Source organism: Candidatus Nitrotoga sp. BS, from assembly GCF_927797785.1.
Taxonomy (GTDB): domain Bacteria; phylum Pseudomonadota; class Gammaproteobacteria; order Burkholderiales; family Gallionellaceae; genus Nitrotoga.
The window spans coordinates 21,144-38,020 of record NZ_CAKMLL010000034.1 but is presented as its reverse complement, the minus strand read 5'-3'; the positions used below and the strand labels follow the sequence as shown (position 1 = coordinate 38,020).

The window sequence follows — 16,877 nt, the reverse complement described above, 5'->3', positions numbered from 1 at the left end:
GAGCGTCTGCGTCAAACACTGGCTCCGGAAGAAAGCCACCGTATCCTGATTGGCGTGATTGATTGTGCACTACCTGCTTGAACAAGCTGAGATCGATCACGATTGATCGTAGAAACAAAAAAACCCGGCAATGCCGGGCTTTTTCTTTGCAGCAACCACTTACTTTACTGATGAAACGGCTGGGAGTTTATTCAGGATTTTTCATCGCGTGGAACGATGTTGCCCGCATCGTCAGAGAGGATAATTTCCACTCGACGATTCATTTGACGACCTGCCGCAGTGCCGTTGCTGGCAACCGGAGAGGCTTCACCATATCCGCGTGTGGCGATGCGATCACTACTGATGTCCATGTCGACCAGTGCGGCCTGAACGGCATTGGCGCGTTTTTCAGAGAGCGCCTGATTGTGGCTGTCACTGCCAGTGCTGTCCGTGTGGCCTTCAATCATAACCTTGCGTTGCGGGTATTTATTGAGAAAGTCAGCCAGCTTTTTCACGTTGTTGATGCCGCCCGCCGACAGCCGTGCCTTGTTGACATTGAATAGCACGTCACCCAGCGTAATCACCATGCCACGAGCCGTTTTCTTGGCCTTTAACTTCTTGAGTTGCATTTCCTGTTCGGCAATCAGTGCCTGGTTACGCGCTGCATTGGCTTGGGCTTCTGCCAATGCAGCAGCTTGCTTGTCAGCGGATTCCTGGGCCATCGCTGCCTGCTTCCTGGCTTTTTCGGCTTCAGCCATTTTCGCCGCAATGATTGTCTGGTCTTGTTCAGCTTTGGTGCTGGCTTCCGCCAATGCAGCAGCCTGCTTGTCAGCGGATTCCTGCGCCATCGCTGCCTGCTTCTTGGCTTCTTCGACTTCAGCTATTCTTGCAGCAATAAGTGCCTGGTCTTGTTTCGTTTTGGCAGTGGCTACTGCCAATGCCACTGCACGTTGATCGGCAGTTTGCTGCGCAAGCTCAGCCCGCTTTTTGGCCGCATCGGCTTCAGCTGTTCTTGCCTCCAGGCGGACTTGATCGCGTTGGGCACTGGCGTTGGCAATTTCCAATTCGGCGGCTTTGCGCTTGGCGGTTTCCTGCGCGATCGCCACTTTTTGTTTTGCAAGATAAGCTAGTTGATTGACTGTGGGATCACCTTCGCGCTTGCTCAATGCAGCATCAGCTTTTCTCAGCGTTTCGCCGGCATCTTGCAGCTCTATTGCTGCCAGCTTGGTGACCTGCGGGTTACTTCGAGCGCTGTTGTAACTGCTATGCGCATGCTTGAGAGAAGCGTTTTCTGACGGCACGGTGGCACAGCCAGAGAACATCCCGATGACGATGAGGCTCATGGGAACGTATCGAACTTTTTGCATAATTAACTCCATTTTGATGATTATTGTGTAGTACGTTCGATTTCCTGGCGCAGCACGCGAACGTCTTCCTGCAATGCGTTCGCCGCTTTCTGCGTCTTGGCTGAGCGCGTCATTTCTCCGGCCAGCTTGGCGTCGACTTCTGCTTGTTCCGCCATTTTTTTGGCAAGGTCATAGTTTTTGTCTGTCATGGCTTTCTCGGCAGCATTCATCTTATCCATTGCAGACTTGAGCTGGATCGGCGCAAACTCATTACTTCCGGCAAGCATTGCATTGTTTACCGCAGCTTTGGAGACAGCCATTTGTTCGTTAGGCGCCTGGCTGTTTGAGCAACCTGCCATGAACAGTAAAGCAGCAACAGCCCAACCGGCTGTATGCATCATTCGATTCGATTTGAGGGAAAAGTTTTTCATCAATTTGTCATCCTTAATTTTTCATCCTGTGAGTTGAACGTTGAAGATAATCGGTTCAACCCTTGATACTAGCAGACATTAAGGCCTCAAAGATTACCTGAACAAAATATATTAAATAAATCAATATTTTGTGACATTAGTAATGGAGCAGCAATAGGTTGAAAACGTGTCGTTGTCAGCTTAAGGGCCAGAGTCATTTTTGAGGATAAATACACATAAATAGTGAGCTGACCTATCCATTTTGCAAATTTTGTACTAAATTTTTTAAAACCAGCTGTCCACCATGTCGTCCAGCTCCGGCTTGCACTTCTTCAGCTGGGCATTGTAGGCGGCCGATTTATTTCTGACCTTGTTGGCTACCTGCTTCAACCATCCCTTGTTTTTCCAGCTTCCACTCTGATAACCACTACGCCCTTCATGATAGGCGAGGTACTGGTTGTAGGCATCCCATTTGGAGATGCCAAGGATGCGTTGCGTCGTGTGGGTATACCAGCCAACAAAATTGATCGCATCGGCAAAATCATCACGGTCATGGCCGCCGTTGTCCGTCTCATTTACATAATCTTCCCACGCCGGATCTTGCGCCTGGGCATAGCCGTAAGCCGATGAGCGGCGCGGCAGTGGGATAAAAAGAAACCAGTCTCGTTCCGGTTGCGCATCACTGACAAAACGCGATTCCTGATCGATAATCGCCATCATCACCCACACCGGCGTTCCCCAGCTTTCATTGGCATCGCGGGCAGACTCATACCAATCGGTTTCACCACGGAAGATGGAGCAGATATTATCGGTACGCGCAGGTTGATAAGTCGCGCAGCCTGAGCACAACAACATCATGGCCATCACAGCAAGATAGGGGCGTGACGTTAGTATCATTTTTCCATTATCCGTAATATGGGCGCAGCAATCAAAGGATGGAAAAATCAGGCGGAATTTAAGCAACTTAAGAAGAGCAACTTAATGGAAACTGGCGCATCACTTTTCGATTTGAAAATGGCGATGCGCTATTAGTGGATTATCAAGACTATCACTGAGAGGTAAAAAATGGCAACCATGCACAATCGCCCCTAAGCCTAGGGCCAGGCGAGTTTTGACCGGTCCGACGACCACAACCTGGCGCGCAATCCGGAGACGCGGATTGATGCGACGATGCCGCGCCAGCCAAAGGTCGCGATAACCGAGCGCTTCGCACGATCGGCATGCGAACCCTGCAGTCCGTTAGCGCCGAACCTTTCGTACAGGTCCAGATGTGCCGCACTGTTCACCAGCGCGAGGTGAGTGAATGCCTGCGGAAAATTTCCAAGGAACGCGCCGCTCGCGATATCAGCCTCCTCGGCATAGAGGCCAACGTCGTTCGCGTAGCCGAGCAGCCGTTCGAAGTGTCCGCGTGCCTCGTCGATGCGCCCCACCGCAAGCTTGGCATCAACCAGCCAGAAGCTGCAGATGAGGAACGCGCCCTCCTCGCCGGGAAGACCGTCCTCACCGCGGTACCGCAAGACAAAATCACCGTTCCCCAGCGTTTTCTCGACTACATCGATCGTGCGCTCAAGTATCTTACGATCCAGCGGAAATGCCAGCATCGGCGCGAGCAGCACGGCCGCGTCGACACCACCGTCGTAGGCCTGTCGCAGGTGACCTCCGACCGGGTCTATCGCATATTGCATGATATCGGCATGAATCGTGTCGGCCAGTTTTTGCCAACGTGGCGCACCGCTAAACAATTGGGCAGCGCGATCCATCGCCACCCAGCTCATCAACTTGCCATGCACATGGTGGCGTGGCGGGCCGCGCATCTCCCACAGTCCCTGATCGGGATCTTGCCAATGCGCGGCCACGAACTCGGCGAAGGTCTGCAACAAGCGCAGGTACTGCACGCTCAGCTTCTCGCCAAGCGATTGGCTAAGCAGGGCCAGATCGAGCGTTTCGCCATATACGTCGATCTGTTGCTGCAAATAGGCGCCATTGCCCACACGCACCGGTCGGCTGCCCTGGTAGCCCTCAAGATGCTCGATCACCCGCTCATGGAGAGCGTGGCTGTGGTCAATGCCATACATGATTTGCACACGCGGCAGCGTCTCCCTGCAGGCCGTTGCAAGAAAGCGGTGGTAGTTCCGCGCCTCGCCACTGTAGCCAAGCGCTGCCAGCGCGTAGAGCATCAGGCTGCCATCGCGCAGCCATGTGTACCGGTAATCCCAGTTGCGTTCCCCGCCTATCTGCTCGGGAAGCGACGTGGTAAGCGCCGCCACCAGCGCGCCTGTGGGTGCGTAGGTCATGGCCTTGAGAACCAGCGCGCTGCGCTTGACGGTCTCGGCATACGGTCCGTTATAGCGGCAATATGCGATCCACTCCTGCCAGAAAGCAAGTGTGATATTAAGAAACTCGCACACCCGCGTGGCAGGCGCGACCCCGCTCACGGAGTTGCCAGCCAGGACCATATCACGGCATGCTCCTGTGCCCAGCGTCACCCTGGCCTCCGCAACCCCGTTCGTCACGACGAACGGCAAATCCGAATGCAGCGAGGGTACGTCGATACCGGTTACGACACCTGCCGCGACCGTAAGGGTCACGTCATCGCGGGCGAAATGACGCGAAGGGCGGTACCGTACCTTCACGTCGACCTGCCCGCTGACCACCTCGACGCGCCGCACGACCCAGTTGGGCGCGCTGAGGGATACATAGTCGTGCGCGCTCGCATCGATCTGGCGGCCAACCGGCATGAAGTCGGTGACGCGCAGCGTTCCGGTAGGTGTCGTGAAAGTCGTGACGAGCACGTTCGTGTCGGGGACATAGGCCCGGGTTACAGTCATTGGCCCGGCCGGACGAACCGACCAGAAGCCGCCAAGCCCGGCATCCAGCAGGCGACAGAAGATCGGATCGGCATCGAACCGCCGCAGCGCACACCAGTCGATACTGCCATCGAGCCCTACAAGTGCGCTGCCATGGCAATCGCCGATAACTGCATAGTCGCGTATCGGTGTGTATTTGTGGGTCATGGGTCTTGGCATCAGAGCCAGAGAAGGTGGTCGATCCCTGGCACAAGAAATCCTAAATTAAATAAATATATATAAACAAAAGCATACGACATATCATCGTTTTTTTGGACAAAAAACGTCGCATGTTAGCTCTTATAAACACTCGGGAAGTTCGCGGAGTGCGTCTTTTGCTAAACGGGATTACTTCATAACAATACCAGCGTGGCAAGCCCGAGAAAAACCGTGAATCCCAAAACATCTGTAACGGCGATCAGAAGCACGCCGCCGGCAAGGGCCGGATCAATTCCTATGCGATGCAAAAACAATGGAACCACCGTACCAGCAAGTGCCCCGACAAACAGATTGATAATCAGTGCCAGCGCAAAAACCAGGCCCAGCATTGTGTTGTCGAACCAGAACACGGCTATCGCTGCCACCAGCACACCCCACAGTAGGCCGTTCAGGGCACCCACAGCCAGCTCCCTGTATAAAAGTTGCAGTGAATTTCCGCGTACCACCTGATCTAAAGCAAGTCCGCGTGTCACGATGGTCATCGTCTGCGTGCCGGCCACGCCTCCCATGCCGGCTACAACGGGCATGAGTATCGCGAGTGCCACCATTTTTTCGATACTTTCCCCGAACATGCCTATCACCCATGCCGCTACAAAACCGTTAATCAGATTGACGCCAAGCCACACCGAACGACGTCTCGCACTCGTCATGGCCGGTGCGAAGATATCTGTTTCATCATGCACCCCGCCCATTTGTCTGACTGATCTATCGCCTTCCTCCCTGATCACATCGAGCACATCGTCCACCGTGATGCGACCTATCAAATGCCCCTCTTTGTCCACAACAGGAGCAGAGATCATGTCCATATTCTCGAAAGCACGGGCCACCTTGCGTGCCGGCATGTCAGCCGGAATGGGTTCAATCTTACGAACCATCACATCCGCCACGGTGCTGCGCAGGTCAGAGGAAACCAGATCGACCAGGTACAGTACACCCAAGAAATCATTGTCATTGCTAACCACCATGAGGGTATCAAGATGCTCTGGAATTTCTTTTTTCTGCCGCCTGAGTTGACGAACGTAGCGGAGTACAACGTCCAGGGTGACATCGCCCCGAACAGCGATGGCATCGGCATCCATCAGTCCGCCCGCAGAGTCGTCTGGATATGATCGCACCGCATCGAAACGGCGCCTTCGCTGCGCATCCATCGCCTGCAATACTGCAGAAACCACCTCGTCTGGCAAATGGGCGTCCAGATCGGCAAGCGCATCCAAATCCAAACGCTCCACGGCCATCACCAGTTCTTCAGATGAAGTTTTACCTATCAGCTGCCGCCGCACCTCACCATGGGCTTCAACCAGCACATCTCCCTTTGTGTCGGCATCCAGTAATCGCCATAAGAACAGACGTTCTTCGTACGGAAGCGATTCCAGTACATCCGCGATTTCGGAAGAGTGCAGCTGTTGTAGTGTATGCAAGAGTTGATCTGTAGATGCGCCATCCATCGCCTGCTCTACCAGCAAGGAAAGACTTTTTTCCTGGTTGTTTACGGTATTGGTAGCGTGTTCTGGTTTCTGTTGCATGTTTATTCTCCGTTTTCCGGATGTTAGCCCATTGCTTTAGTTTCGCGAGCGTTTCCGCGATTGAAATTGTGCGACGATCAGATCGTGAACTGCAGCCGATGTGCGAATGCTTTACCGCTCTTCCAGGTTTGGCTGTAATCCCTCTGCCTGCCGGCCAATGGTCGGACGACTATCGTTAAAGTTTTCATTTCGCCACTTATTTACACCTTCTTAAAAATCAGGGTCAGATCACGCTTTGCAGTAGAAATAAATAAACCCGGCATCGCCGGGCTTTCTCTTTGCGGAATAAAAGCTAACGGAACATTTTGTTTTGTTTGCACTGGTTGCCTGGAAGAAACCCGACACTCTCCTCTATAATTCAGTCAGGAAAGCAGATTAGCGCCGGCTCATTTTAATCTGATTATTTGACAGCAGGCGTTCTATCTATGCCCATCGGCTCTAAAGTCAGCGACCACGCGCAAGTTTGCTTAACTTAATCGGTGCTAACCTTATCCCGTAGCGCAACTAAAGTGGCAACATCACAATAATCATTGAACAGGCAAAACTTCGGAGGCAGGTATTGCAATCATACGTTTGCGGGAAATTTGGCCTTTCGAATATTATTTTGGACGAGTTCATCACAATCGAAAACGGAAACAACAAACCGGGGCTCACTAAAACCCATGACGAAGAATATTACGGAACTGATTATTGACGACCGAAACAGCAACACGTTGCATGCCAGCAATGGCATGGATTGGCGGGTTATCAGTGATACAGTTATGGGCGGTGTTTCTTCGGGCAAACTCATCCCAACAGAGACTAATGGACGTCACTGCCTGCGACTGACTGGGGATGTCAGCCTGGAAAACAACGGCGGATTCGTTCAGGCCAGCATCGACCTGTTAAGTTCCGGCTTGCTTGATGCAAGCGACTATTCGGGTATCGAGATCGAGATATATGGAAACGGTGAAGTCTATAACCTGCATCTGCGCACTGAGGATACCCGCATTGTCTGGCAATCCTATCGCACCAGTTTCCATGCCCTCCCCCACTGGCAGACCCTGCGGCTGCGCTTTGATGATTTTCAACCTTATCGTATCGACAAACCACTCGACATAATGAAATTGCGCCGACTGGGTGTCGTCGCCATCGGTAGGGAAATGCATGCAGACGTATGCATCGGTCGCTTGTCATTATTTCGTTAGGTGCGAAAGTAGGCATGTTGCAGGAGTTGCCTGAAACAAACCCGGCGCTGTCCACTATAATTCAGTCAGGAAAGCAGATTGGTGCCTGCCGCATTTGATTCCACAAGCCTTCGACAAGGCTCTCCTGAGCGTAGCCGAAAGGCTCAGGCCGAACGAAGTGGAACTCTATTTGTACCGGATCAATAATTTGTATTCATAATCTCAGGAAGTTTTATGCCCATCACCCCCGAAGACCGCGCCCACGCGCAAGACCTGCTAAACTTCATCGACGCCAGCCCCAGCCCGTGGCATGCCGTGCTGTCCATCACGCAACGTTTGCAGGCACAGGGTTTTGTGCATCTGCAGGAGAAGCTGCGCTGGAAGCTGGAAACCGGCAAAGGTTATTACGTGGTGCGGGGTGCATCGCTGATTGCTTTCAGGATCGGACAGCAGCCTTTGCCTGAAACCGGCTTTCGCATGGTAGGCGCGCACACCGATTCTCCCGGTTTACGCCTCAAGACCAATGCGGCACATGCAAGTGACGGCGTGGTACGCCTGGGTGTGGAGATATACGGCGGGCCGATACTGGCGACCTTTACCGACCGCGACCTGAGCCTGGCCGGACGCGTGAATGTCCGCACTGCTCATGAATTTGAAACACGATTGATCAACTTCGAACTACCGCTGCTGCGCCTGCCTAACCTCGCCATCCACATGAACCGGGAGGTGAACGAACAAGGCCTCAAGCTCAACAAGCAAACCGAATTGCCGTTGTTGTTTGCCATTGCCGATAACAAGCTTTCCGCACGTGAGCAATTTCTTAACCTTGTTGCGGATGAGTTGAAAGTGAAGGCACCGGACATCCTCACCTACGAGCTCACCGTATGCGACACTCAAGCTGGTGCCTTCTGGGGAGCTGAGCAGGCGTTCATCGCCAGCAGTCAGCTCGACAATCTCGCCTCTTGCCACGCTGCCCTCACCGCGCTGCTTGCCTCCCCTGCTCCCGCTGCCACCTGCATCGCCGCCTTTTTTGACCATGAAGAAGTAGGGAGCGAAAGCGCTGCGGGTGCGGGCGGTAGTTTTGCCGGTGATGTGGTCGAGCGCATTTCCCTGTGTATGGAGCTGGATGATGAACAACAGCATTGCGCTGCGGCACACAGTTTTTTCATCAGCGCCGACATGGCGCACGCCTACCAGCCCAATTTCCCCAACGCTTACGAACCCAATCACCGTGTGATGGTGAATGCCGGCCCGGTGATCAAGACCAACGCCAACCAGCGCTACAGCACCGATGCGGATACCGCCGCGCGCTTCATCACGCTGTGCGAAAGTGCCGGTGTGCCTTACCAGAACTACACCCACCGCACCGACCTCGGCTGCGGCAGCACCATCGGCCCGATTGTTGCTGCCAGTCTGGGTATCGCCAGCGTGGATGTTGGCTCACCCATGTGGGCCATGCACAGTCTGCGTGAAAGCGCAGGCGTGCAGGATGTGGCTTACATGATCAAGGCGATGAAAGCCGCATTTAGCAGCTGGGGTTCGGAGGGGCCGTAAAAAAATCACGGGGTGTTACATTTTAAATGTGAAATGTAATACGTGAACCCCCTTTTTTATCTATCACCATTCCTCACATTCCGCATTTCTTAATATTTTCAAGAGCAGCCACGATGGTATGGCGAGGTGCGGCAATATTCATGCGCATGAATCCGCTTCCGCCCTCACCAAACAGAATGCCGGGGCTCATCCCCACGCCGGCTTTATGCACAAAGGAATGCTTGAGTTGCGCGTCGCTCATCTCGAGTTCACGGCAATCTAGCCATAGCAGGTAGGTGCCTTCTGGTTTGATAAGCTTGATTTTAGGGAGATGGGTGGCCAGAAAATTTTCGACGTAATCTCGAGTATCCCGCAGATAGGCCAGCAACTCATCCAGCCATGTATCGCCTTCCCGGTAGGCGGCTTCGAAAGCGACGATACTAAAGGGATTGGATGCGCTGCTGTGCATCCTGTCAAATACCTGGGTAATAGCTGCCCGATGCGCTCGATCCGGCACGATGAGTGAGGAAAGATTCAGCCCCGGGACATTGAATGTTTTGCTGGGTGCAAGGGTAGTCAGGATATGGGCCGGGTTCTGTGCCAGCTTTGCAAGCGTGGTGTGTTTATTTTCTGGGTAGATCAAATCTGCGTGAATTTCGTCTGACACTATGGGCAGATCGTATTTTTTTGCGATTCGTAGGAGGTGCTGCAATTCCGGCTCGCTCCAAACCCTGCCAACCGGGTTGTGCGGTGAGCATAGCAACAGCATGCGCGCCTGTGCTGCACACTGTTCCAGATGGTCAAAGTCGATGACGTAGTGGCCATTTTCCATGCGCAGCGGGTTTTGCAGCAGCGTTCTACCGGTATTGGTGACAGCCGTAAAAAATGGAAAATACACGGGCGGCTGTACGATTACCGAGTCACCCGGCTCGGTAAAAGCCATGATAGCGGCGTGCAGCGAAGGTACAACGCCGGGGCACATCATGATCCACTCGCGCGGCACTTCCCAGTCGTGACGACGTTTAAGCCAATCTATCAGAGATTGGTACAAGCTATCCGGAAACTGGGTGTAGCCATACACGGGATGGGCGGCGCGCTCGGCCAGGGCACGGGTCACGGCTGGCGGGGCGGCAAAATCCATATCGGCAATCCACATCGGGATGACTTCGTCTGCGCCAAACATGCTTTTCCGCCCGTCATATTTTACGCTGGAGGTACCGGTACGGTTGATGTCGTGGTCAAAGCTGTTACTCAAGTGATTTCTCCCGGGTCGTTACTTCTAACAGCGTAAAGTGAATTCTATTGTATCGAACGGTACAATATCCCTCACTGCTTATTCTATGGAACAGTAAGCCATGGACCATACCAAAAATTCACGCCGCATGGTGCTGGTCAAATCAGAATTGATTCTGCTGTTCGTCACATTATTCATGGCCGGCTGCGCCACGGTGGAAACCCGTCCGGCGGCACCCACAGACGATGCTTTGGCTACCTGCCGAATGTTATACCAGGAGGTCGATGCAGCCATCGATCATGCGGGGGTGCGCGACTACGGTTCATCGCCGGTTCAAGATTTTCCCTACTTACGCACATCACGCCTGCTCGCTTCGTTCAGCGGAGAGTTGGCCACACAGCAACATTGGACAGCATGGACTTCACACATGGCAAATTTGGATGCTGAGTCGCGTGCGTTGGAGTTACGTAATCTGCCCACGTCGATGGAAAGTCATCGCAACGGCACCTTGGTTGAAGAACTCAACCGCTGTCGTGAACGCCTGCTTGCCAACGATCTCGCGCAACCGGAGCGCCGCAAGATGCTTCGCAATGCCGCTCGCGTACCGGATGATTATGTCACCTGGTGGCGGGTGCTCGGCCTTTACCCGCTTACTGCGCCGGTCGTTTCCAGCAGAATATCGGTTTGGCATAGAGAGACACATAACACCTTCGCCACCCCGTTGGCAGCGCTGCCAGTTGCGGGTGAACTGGTACGCTGGGCGTCATCGCCCGGTGCGCTGCTCACTGCGCCACAGGTGGGTGATGTTCTGCATCGCACACTCGATCCACTCGGCATCCCTATGCCAACGAGCGCCGACCTCGACCAGATTTTTGACACCTTTGCCCCGGCATGGGAGGTGGATGTAGTGGATAACAATGATCGTATTGGAATGGCACATTTAAATAACGGGCCTATGGTGGATGTGGCGCGCCCGATGGTGTATCGCAAGGTCTCGCACACCCGCTTTGGCGATCAAGTGCTGTTGCAGCTCAATTATATAGTCTGGTTTCCAGCGCGCGCCGGTAACGACATTTATTCCGGAAAGCTAGACGGCATCAACTGGCGAGTAACTTTAGGCCCGGACGGCGAACCGTGGTTGTATGACGTTATCCATAACTGCGGTTGCTACCACGAATTCTTCCCGAGCCGTCATCTGCGTCTGCGCGATGACCTGCCCACTTTCTATTCTGAACCCCCACTGCTGCCTCAACCTGCACCTGAACTACAACCGCTCGTGCTCCGCATTGCTTCCCACACTCATTATATTCAGCGAATTTACCACGACCAATCATCGCCCGAATTACTGTCTGCGGCGCAAGCTATGGCCTGGGAAGACTACGATACATTACGTTCCTTACCCACTGCTGATGGTTACCGCAGCCTTTTCGGCAGATATGGTTTAATCGCCGGCACTGAACGCCCTGAGCGCTTTCTTTTATGGCCTATGGGCATCCGCTCGCCGGGCGCGATGCGCCAGTGGGGGCGTCACGCAACCGCTTTTGTCGGTCGCCGCCACTTTGACGATGCGCATCTAATCGAATCGCTATTCACGAGGGTGCCATGAAAAAATTGCTATTCTTAATCATAGGCTGTTTGCCGACGAGCGCATCTGTGCAGAGTTTGTTGCAACCGGTTCGGACGTTGAGAACGATAATGTGAGTACACGGTCGAATCTTTCAAACTTTCAAAAGGAAATCTCATGAAACGACGAACCCTACTACAAAGCCTTGCCATCGTGGCTGCGCTTCCGTTGATTTCAGCTTGTTCACGCGGCCGGACGGCGGCTACTACCATTGATACTGTCACAATTACACCTCTGAATAAGCCGCATGAAGAGTGGCGGGCGTTGGTCTCTGCTGATGCGTACAAGGTGCTGTTTGAAGAGGATACCGAACGACAAAATAGTAGTGAGCTTAATCGTGAGCATCGTGATGGCCTCTATATCTGTGCCGCTTGTTACTTGCCATTGTTCGAAAGTGCGCACAAATTTGAAAGTGGTACGGGCTGGCCCAGTTTTACCCAACCCGTTGCGGGGCACGAGGGAACAAAACGCGATTTCAAAATGCTTATACCCCGCACTGAATATCATTGCGCTCGCTGCGGCGGCCACCAAGGTCATTTGTTCAATGATGGGCCACCGCCACGTAATGAACGCTGGTGCAATAACGGTTTAGCGCTACGATTTATCCCGAAGGACGAACCACTGCCCGCGCTCAGGAGCTGATTATGACAATATTGAATCCATCATTTTTTGATAAAAAAGCTCGCAGTGCACTTAATATTGCTTTGCTGATACTTGCCATATTTGCTGCCTGTGGACAGTCAAGGGCACAGGCTGCGTCCATAGCCTCCAGCGAACGGACTGAGCCAGTGGTCGGTGTTGCCACCTTTGCGGGTGGCTGCTTCTGGTGCACAGAATCAGATTTCGACAAGATACCGGGTGTGATATCCACCACATCAGGCTATATCGGCGGTACGGTGATCAATCCGACATACGAACAAGTATCCGCCGGTAACACTGGCCATGTCGAAGCAGTGCAAGTGCATTTTGACCCGGCCAAGACCAATTTCGCCAAACTGCTTGCCGCATACTGGCCGACGATAGATCCGCTAACGCCCAATCGCCAGTTTTGCGATAATGGCACGCAGTACCGTAGCGTAATTTTTTATCACAATGCGGATCAACAACAGCAAGCTGGGGCATCTAAGGCCGCGCTGGTATCTTCAGGTCGTTTTACCCGGCCGATTGTGACCGAGCTGTTGCCCGCCACCGCATTCTATCCGGCGGAGGAGTATCACCAAGACTTTCACAACAAGAATCCGATTCGCTACAAATACTATCGTTACCGCTGCGGTCGCGATGCTCGCCTGAAGCAGGTATGGGGTAAAAAGAACTGATTATTTTTTCACTACAGTGCGTGTTTTCCGCTACGACAAAAGTAGACTGGTTGCTGGTAATATTGTCTGGTGCTGAGTAATCGAATTCGATAATCTAATCGCAGATAACGTCTGTACTGCGATTATTCTGTGCAAAGCAGACTCAATCTCTACCGTATTTTAACCAGACACTACTGCATAACACATCAATGCTTGTTTGACTTTTTAACCATTCATAAGGAAAAGTATTATGAGACGTTTGTCAATTCGCAACCTCCATGTAAGCCTTGTTGCGGGAACCATTGCAGTAATCATGACTTTTCAAACGACGCCTGTTGTTGCGCAACACTTGACAATGGATGCAATAACAATAGAACGATCCACGATTCTTACCCAGCCGGGTGTTTTTGGCGTAGTTACGATGTTTAAACTGCGGCCAGAGTGGAACAAGATGTCTGCAACTGAGCGCATGGGTAGCGCTGCAGAAGTCGCAAAGTTGATCGAAAAGCATAAAGATAATGTGCTGGTGGACCTTTATCTGACTCGCGGTCTTAAAACCAATTCCGATTTTTTCATCCGTATAAATGCTTATGATCTCGCTAAAGCGCAGACATTCATGCGTGAATTCCGGTCGACAACCATCGGTAAAAATACTGACGTTTCCGATACCCTGGTAGGCGTGACGAAGCCATTGAATTACATCACAAAAGAAAAATCACCCAACCTCAATGCCAGCCTCAGCGCAGCAACCTATGACGGCGATGCGCCGCGTTACGCTATCGTTATCCCGGTAAAGAAAAGCGCAGCGTGGTGGACTTTACCATTTGAGCAACGGCTAAAGGAGATGGAGACTCACGCCGTGTCAACACTACCCTATATGACCAACGTTAAGCGTAAACTCTATCACTCTACAGGGCTGGACGATATCGACTTCATAACCTACTTTGAGACCAACGATCTATTGGCATTTCACAACTTAATGACCTCTCTCGCCTCAATACCGGAGAACAATTACCATGTGCGCTGGGGCGATCCAACCACACTTGGCTCTATTCTCAGCCCGGAAAAGGTTATCAAGGCTCTGTCTGAATAACTTTCTCAAATATTGAGGCGGATTCAAGAACCAATCACAATAGTTGATATTTAGTCGTAAATTTGATGCGCTCCCTACCGTTTTGCTGCCCAGAAAGTCCAGGGAGCATTCGATGAATTTCTGGGCATTGCCCTGAACGACTTCGCGAGTTAATCGAATACGTGATATAACAGTCAACTTGACTTTTCTAACGGCGTGAAGTAGCTATGCGACATTCCCATTTATCTCATTTCATCTCATCCATCTGGTCACGTATGTTTCTAGCTGGGTTAGCCATTTTTCTATCCTCGTTGACCCACGCTCAGGAAATAGCCTTTGACCATACGATCCAAGAAGGGATGACCCTTATTAACACTGTGCGTTTGGTCGGATGGGCGAAGACGCCCTCGTCATCAGGTAACGTTAACGTATCAATAGATGGCGTGCTACTCGGCAAGGCGGCCTATCCACTACCGCGCCAAGATGTGCCAAACTCTGGGTTCATTTTTGAATTTGATAGCTTGGCGTTTGCCAATGGCCTTCGGACGGTCACTGTCACATCCTTTGATGCGCAAGGGGAAAAAATTGCAAGTGCGTCAAAAAAGCTCAATATCGCCAACACCCCGACCAAAGGATCGATTGAAAGCCCCATGCACCGCGATCCTGCATCGGGTGAGATTGGTGTAACAGGCTGGGCTCTAGGAAAAGGGGGATTCAAAAAACTGGAAGTGTTGATCAATGGCCGGTATGCCGCTGATGCCTCATATGGTATTCCTCGAAGCGACGTGCAAGCGATATTTCCTGAATATAACATAGCAAACAGTGGTTTTCGTGCTGTGGTAAATCTCGACACCCTTGGTTTGGCGCGTGGCTATCATAGAATTACGCTGGTAGGCTTGGATGTAGATGACACCCGATCACAAATCGCGGAAAGCGAGTTTTTTTATACCAAGGGCCATATCGGTCGCAATTATCTTGATCTTCCAATGATTAGTGGTATCGCTACAGGTGTCGAAAAGCTCCGTGTTGCGGGCTGGACAGAGGGCGTTGTGCCCGCTTCCAGAGTGGATGTCTATATCGATGATCGGTACGTCGGCGGGTCAGATCGAATAGACATTGCGCGCCCTGATGTGCCCCCTGTTTTCCCTGGCGTGACCAATCTGGCCGCTTTTGATTTTTACGTCCCCTCCACACAGCTTGTGTCGGGTAAGCACCGCATTGTAGCTGTAGTCACTGATGTTCATGGGCAACGTGCAAACGTAGATGTGTTCACGGGACCAATAAGCTTTTCGATCGACAAGACTGAAAAATTGTTTGGCGTTCACCTTAGGCCGACCAATAATTATGGAAGCGCGATTTCTGATTACATCAATGATATTAATATCGCACCAAAAATTGTGATGTATTTTCAGCCTTGGCGAACAGCAAATGGGAGCTGCTCAACTTTTAACGAATATCCATATCTGCCGCGAAATGTGGCAGATACAGGTGCCATCCCAATGATTACCTGGGAGCCGCACCAGGACGGCTTAGGCTTGGGCAATGCGACTGAATTTTCGTACGCTCGAATTCTGTCAGGAGCACATGATGAATGCATCAATCAAACTGCGATGGAGGTCCGCACATTTGGCAGCCCAGTCATGATTCGATTTGCCCATGAAATGAATGGGCAAAGCAACACTTGGACTGGCATTATCAATGGCAATAACCCGGCCGGTTATGTACAGGTTTTTCGTAAAATAGTTGATATGTTCAAAGCTGCCGGAGCTACCAACGCGCGATTCCTATGGTCGCCCGACCACGCATCGCCCCCAGAAGTGGCCGCTCCATCAAACGAAATTCGCAACTATTATCCAGGGGATGGATATGTTGACCTGATAGGCGTGTCTGGCTACAACTGGGGCAAGGATCCATTACGTGGTGGTGGCTGGGTGAGTGGCGAACAGATTTTCCAAAATTTCATACAAACGATGGTTAGAACTTATCCTGGGAAAGCCATCATGGTGACTGAAATCGGGAGTGTTCCGAGCTATGGCGTCAATAGTCGTAGCCAGTGGTATACCGATACTATCCGCTATCTCTACAATCGCCCGGAAGTAAAAGGGTTGGTTTGGTTTAATGACTTTGCATTTGCACAAACAAATGAAGCTGACTTCCGCTTTTCAAATACGGCTGGCTTCCCTGGCGTCGACACTGCTGAAAAATCAGTAATGAAGCTACTCATTGATGAATATCAAGGAACAAAAAACTAGGCTATGTCGCAATTAACTGTTGAATTTTATTTAAAAGTTTACTATTGATCCGGCACCGTTTATCCAAAGAAGTCGTTCGCATTGAGCTTGTCGAAATGTGAATGGCTTCTTATGCTTCGACAAGCTCAGCACGAATGGCAGTCAAGTTCAATTCGTGCCGGATAAATAAACATCCATAAGACATTTCTACAAATCCAATTTTCTTCACAATACTGCGTCGTTGTAACAAATTTATTGTTACCTATCAAATATATGCAGCGTTTAAATTTTTTACACTTACCTTGCATTGCCTAGAAACTTTAATTTTTAGAGGTGCCCTATAAATCATAGGGTTTGACGCTCTGACTATTATATAAATATTATTTCAATCAAATATTT

Annotated in this window: 13 protein-coding genes; 7 read left to right on the top strand and 6 right to left on the bottom strand. The window is 51.6% G+C overall.

Annotation, left to right across the window (positions count from 1 at the left end):
• Positions 1–191 precede the first annotated feature (191 nt).
• From MJ769_RS03010 to mgtE, 5 genes are all read right to left on the bottom strand, one after another.
• A complete protein-coding gene (locus tag MJ769_RS03010) occupies positions 192–1,346 on the bottom strand; it encodes an OmpA family protein (RefSeq protein ID WP_239234366.1) in 1,155 nt (384 codons plus the stop codon).
• 20 nt (positions 1,347–1,366) lie between these two features.
• Positions 1,367–1,756 (bottom strand): DUF4398 domain-containing protein, encoded by a 390-nt coding sequence (locus tag MJ769_RS03005; RefSeq protein ID WP_239234365.1) that lies wholly within the window; start codon positions 1,754–1,756, stop codon positions 1,367–1,369.
• 264 nt (positions 1,757–2,020) lie between these two features.
• On the bottom strand, positions 2,021–2,632 hold the full coding sequence (locus MJ769_RS03000; RefSeq protein WP_239234364.1) for a transglycosylase SLT domain-containing protein: 612 nt from the start codon (positions 2,630–2,632) through the stop codon (positions 2,021–2,023).
• Positions 2,633–2,829: 197 nt separating this feature from the next.
• A complete protein-coding gene (locus tag MJ769_RS02990; protein WP_239234363.1) occupies positions 2,830–4,749 on the bottom strand; it encodes a glycoside hydrolase family 15 protein in 1,920 nt (639 codons plus the stop codon).
• A 185-nt stretch (positions 4,750–4,934) separates the two neighbouring features.
• Positions 4,935–6,323 (bottom strand): magnesium transporter, encoded by a 1,389-nt coding sequence (gene mgtE / locus MJ769_RS02985; protein ID WP_239234362.1) that lies wholly within the window; start codon positions 6,321–6,323, stop codon positions 4,935–4,937.
• A 662-nt stretch (positions 6,324–6,985) separates the two neighbouring features.
• Between mgtE and MJ769_RS02980 the strand changes: the two genes are divergently transcribed.
• Positions 6,986–7,510, top strand: a complete 525-nt coding sequence (locus MJ769_RS02980) for a CIA30 family protein (RefSeq protein ID WP_239234361.1) — start codon at positions 6,986–6,988, stop codon at positions 7,508–7,510.
• A gap of 213 nt (positions 7,511–7,723) precedes the next feature.
• Complete coding sequence (locus MJ769_RS02975; protein ID WP_239234360.1) at positions 7,724–9,043, top strand: M18 family aminopeptidase; 1,320 nt, start codon at positions 7,724–7,726, stop codon at positions 9,041–9,043.
• A 73-nt stretch (positions 9,044–9,116) separates the two neighbouring features.
• On the opposite strand, the gene MJ769_RS02970 is transcribed toward MJ769_RS02975, so the two are convergent.
• Positions 9,117–10,277 carry a MalY/PatB family protein gene (locus MJ769_RS02970; RefSeq protein WP_239234359.1) on the bottom strand — a complete coding sequence of 387 codons (1,161 nt, stop codon included), beginning with the start codon at positions 10,275–10,277 and terminating at the stop codon, positions 9,117–9,119.
• Between the two features lie 100 nt (positions 10,278–10,377).
• Between MJ769_RS02970 and MJ769_RS02965 the strand changes: the two genes are divergently transcribed.
• The 5 genes from MJ769_RS02965 to MJ769_RS02945 all read left to right on the top strand — a co-directional run bounded on the left by MJ769_RS02965 (position 10,378) and on the right by MJ769_RS02945 (position 16,499).
• On the top strand, positions 10,378–11,862 hold the full coding sequence (locus MJ769_RS02965; protein ID WP_239234358.1) for a hypothetical protein: 1,485 nt from the start codon (positions 10,378–10,380) through the stop codon (positions 11,860–11,862).
• A 135-nt stretch (positions 11,863–11,997) separates the two neighbouring features.
• Positions 11,998–12,522 carry a peptide-methionine (R)-S-oxide reductase MsrB gene (msrB, locus tag MJ769_RS02960; RefSeq protein WP_239234357.1) on the top strand — a complete coding sequence of 175 codons (525 nt, stop codon included), beginning with the start codon at positions 11,998–12,000 and terminating at the stop codon, positions 12,520–12,522.
• A 2-nt stretch (positions 12,523–12,524) separates the two neighbouring features.
• On the top strand, positions 12,525–13,196 hold the full coding sequence (gene msrA / locus MJ769_RS02955; protein ID WP_239234356.1) for a peptide-methionine (S)-S-oxide reductase MsrA: 672 nt from the start codon (positions 12,525–12,527) through the stop codon (positions 13,194–13,196).
• Positions 13,197–13,425: 229 nt separating this feature from the next.
• A complete protein-coding gene (locus MJ769_RS02950) occupies positions 13,426–14,268 on the top strand; it encodes a chlorite dismutase family protein (protein WP_239234355.1) in 843 nt (280 codons plus the stop codon).
• A gap of 338 nt (positions 14,269–14,606) precedes the next feature.
• Positions 14,607–16,499 carry a glycoside hydrolase family 26 protein gene (locus MJ769_RS02945; RefSeq protein ID WP_239234354.1) on the top strand — a complete coding sequence of 631 codons (1,893 nt, stop codon included), beginning with the start codon at positions 14,607–14,609 and terminating at the stop codon, positions 16,497–16,499.
• Positions 16,500–16,877: the final 378 nt, after the last annotated feature.

Coding starts and splice junctions, on each gene's coding strand:
- MJ769_RS03010 (WP_239234366.1), bottom strand. CDS start 1,346: ATGCAAAAAGTTCGATACGTTCCCATGAGCCTCATCGTCATCGGGATG.
- MJ769_RS03005 (WP_239234365.1), bottom strand. CDS start 1,756: ATGAAAAACTTTTCCCTCAAATCGAATCGAATGATGCATACAGCCGGT.
- MJ769_RS03000 (WP_239234364.1), bottom strand. CDS start 2,632: ATGATACTAACGTCACGCCCCTATCTTGCTGTGATGGCCATGATGTTG.
- MJ769_RS02990 (WP_239234363.1), bottom strand. CDS start 4,749: ATGACCCACAAATACACACCGATACGCGACTATGCAGTTATCGGCGAT.
- mgtE (WP_239234362.1), bottom strand. CDS start 6,323: ATGCAACAGAAACCAGAACACGCTACCAATACCGTAAACAACCAGGAA.
- MJ769_RS02980 (WP_239234361.1), top strand. CDS start 6,986: ATGACGAAGAATATTACGGAACTGATTATTGACGACCGAAACAGCAAC.
- MJ769_RS02975 (WP_239234360.1), top strand. CDS start 7,724: ATGCCCATCACCCCCGAAGACCGCGCCCACGCGCAAGACCTGCTAAAC.
- MJ769_RS02965 (WP_239234358.1), top strand. CDS start 10,378: ATGGACCATACCAAAAATTCACGCCGCATGGTGCTGGTCAAATCAGAA.
- msrB (WP_239234357.1), top strand. CDS start 11,998: ATGAAACGACGAACCCTACTACAAAGCCTTGCCATCGTGGCTGCGCTT.
- msrA (WP_239234356.1), top strand. CDS start 12,525: ATGACAATATTGAATCCATCATTTTTTGATAAAAAAGCTCGCAGTGCA.
- MJ769_RS02950 (WP_239234355.1), top strand. CDS start 13,426: ATGAGACGTTTGTCAATTCGCAACCTCCATGTAAGCCTTGTTGCGGGA.
- MJ769_RS02945 (WP_239234354.1), top strand. CDS start 14,607: ATGACCCTTATTAACACTGTGCGTTTGGTCGGATGGGCGAAGACGCCC.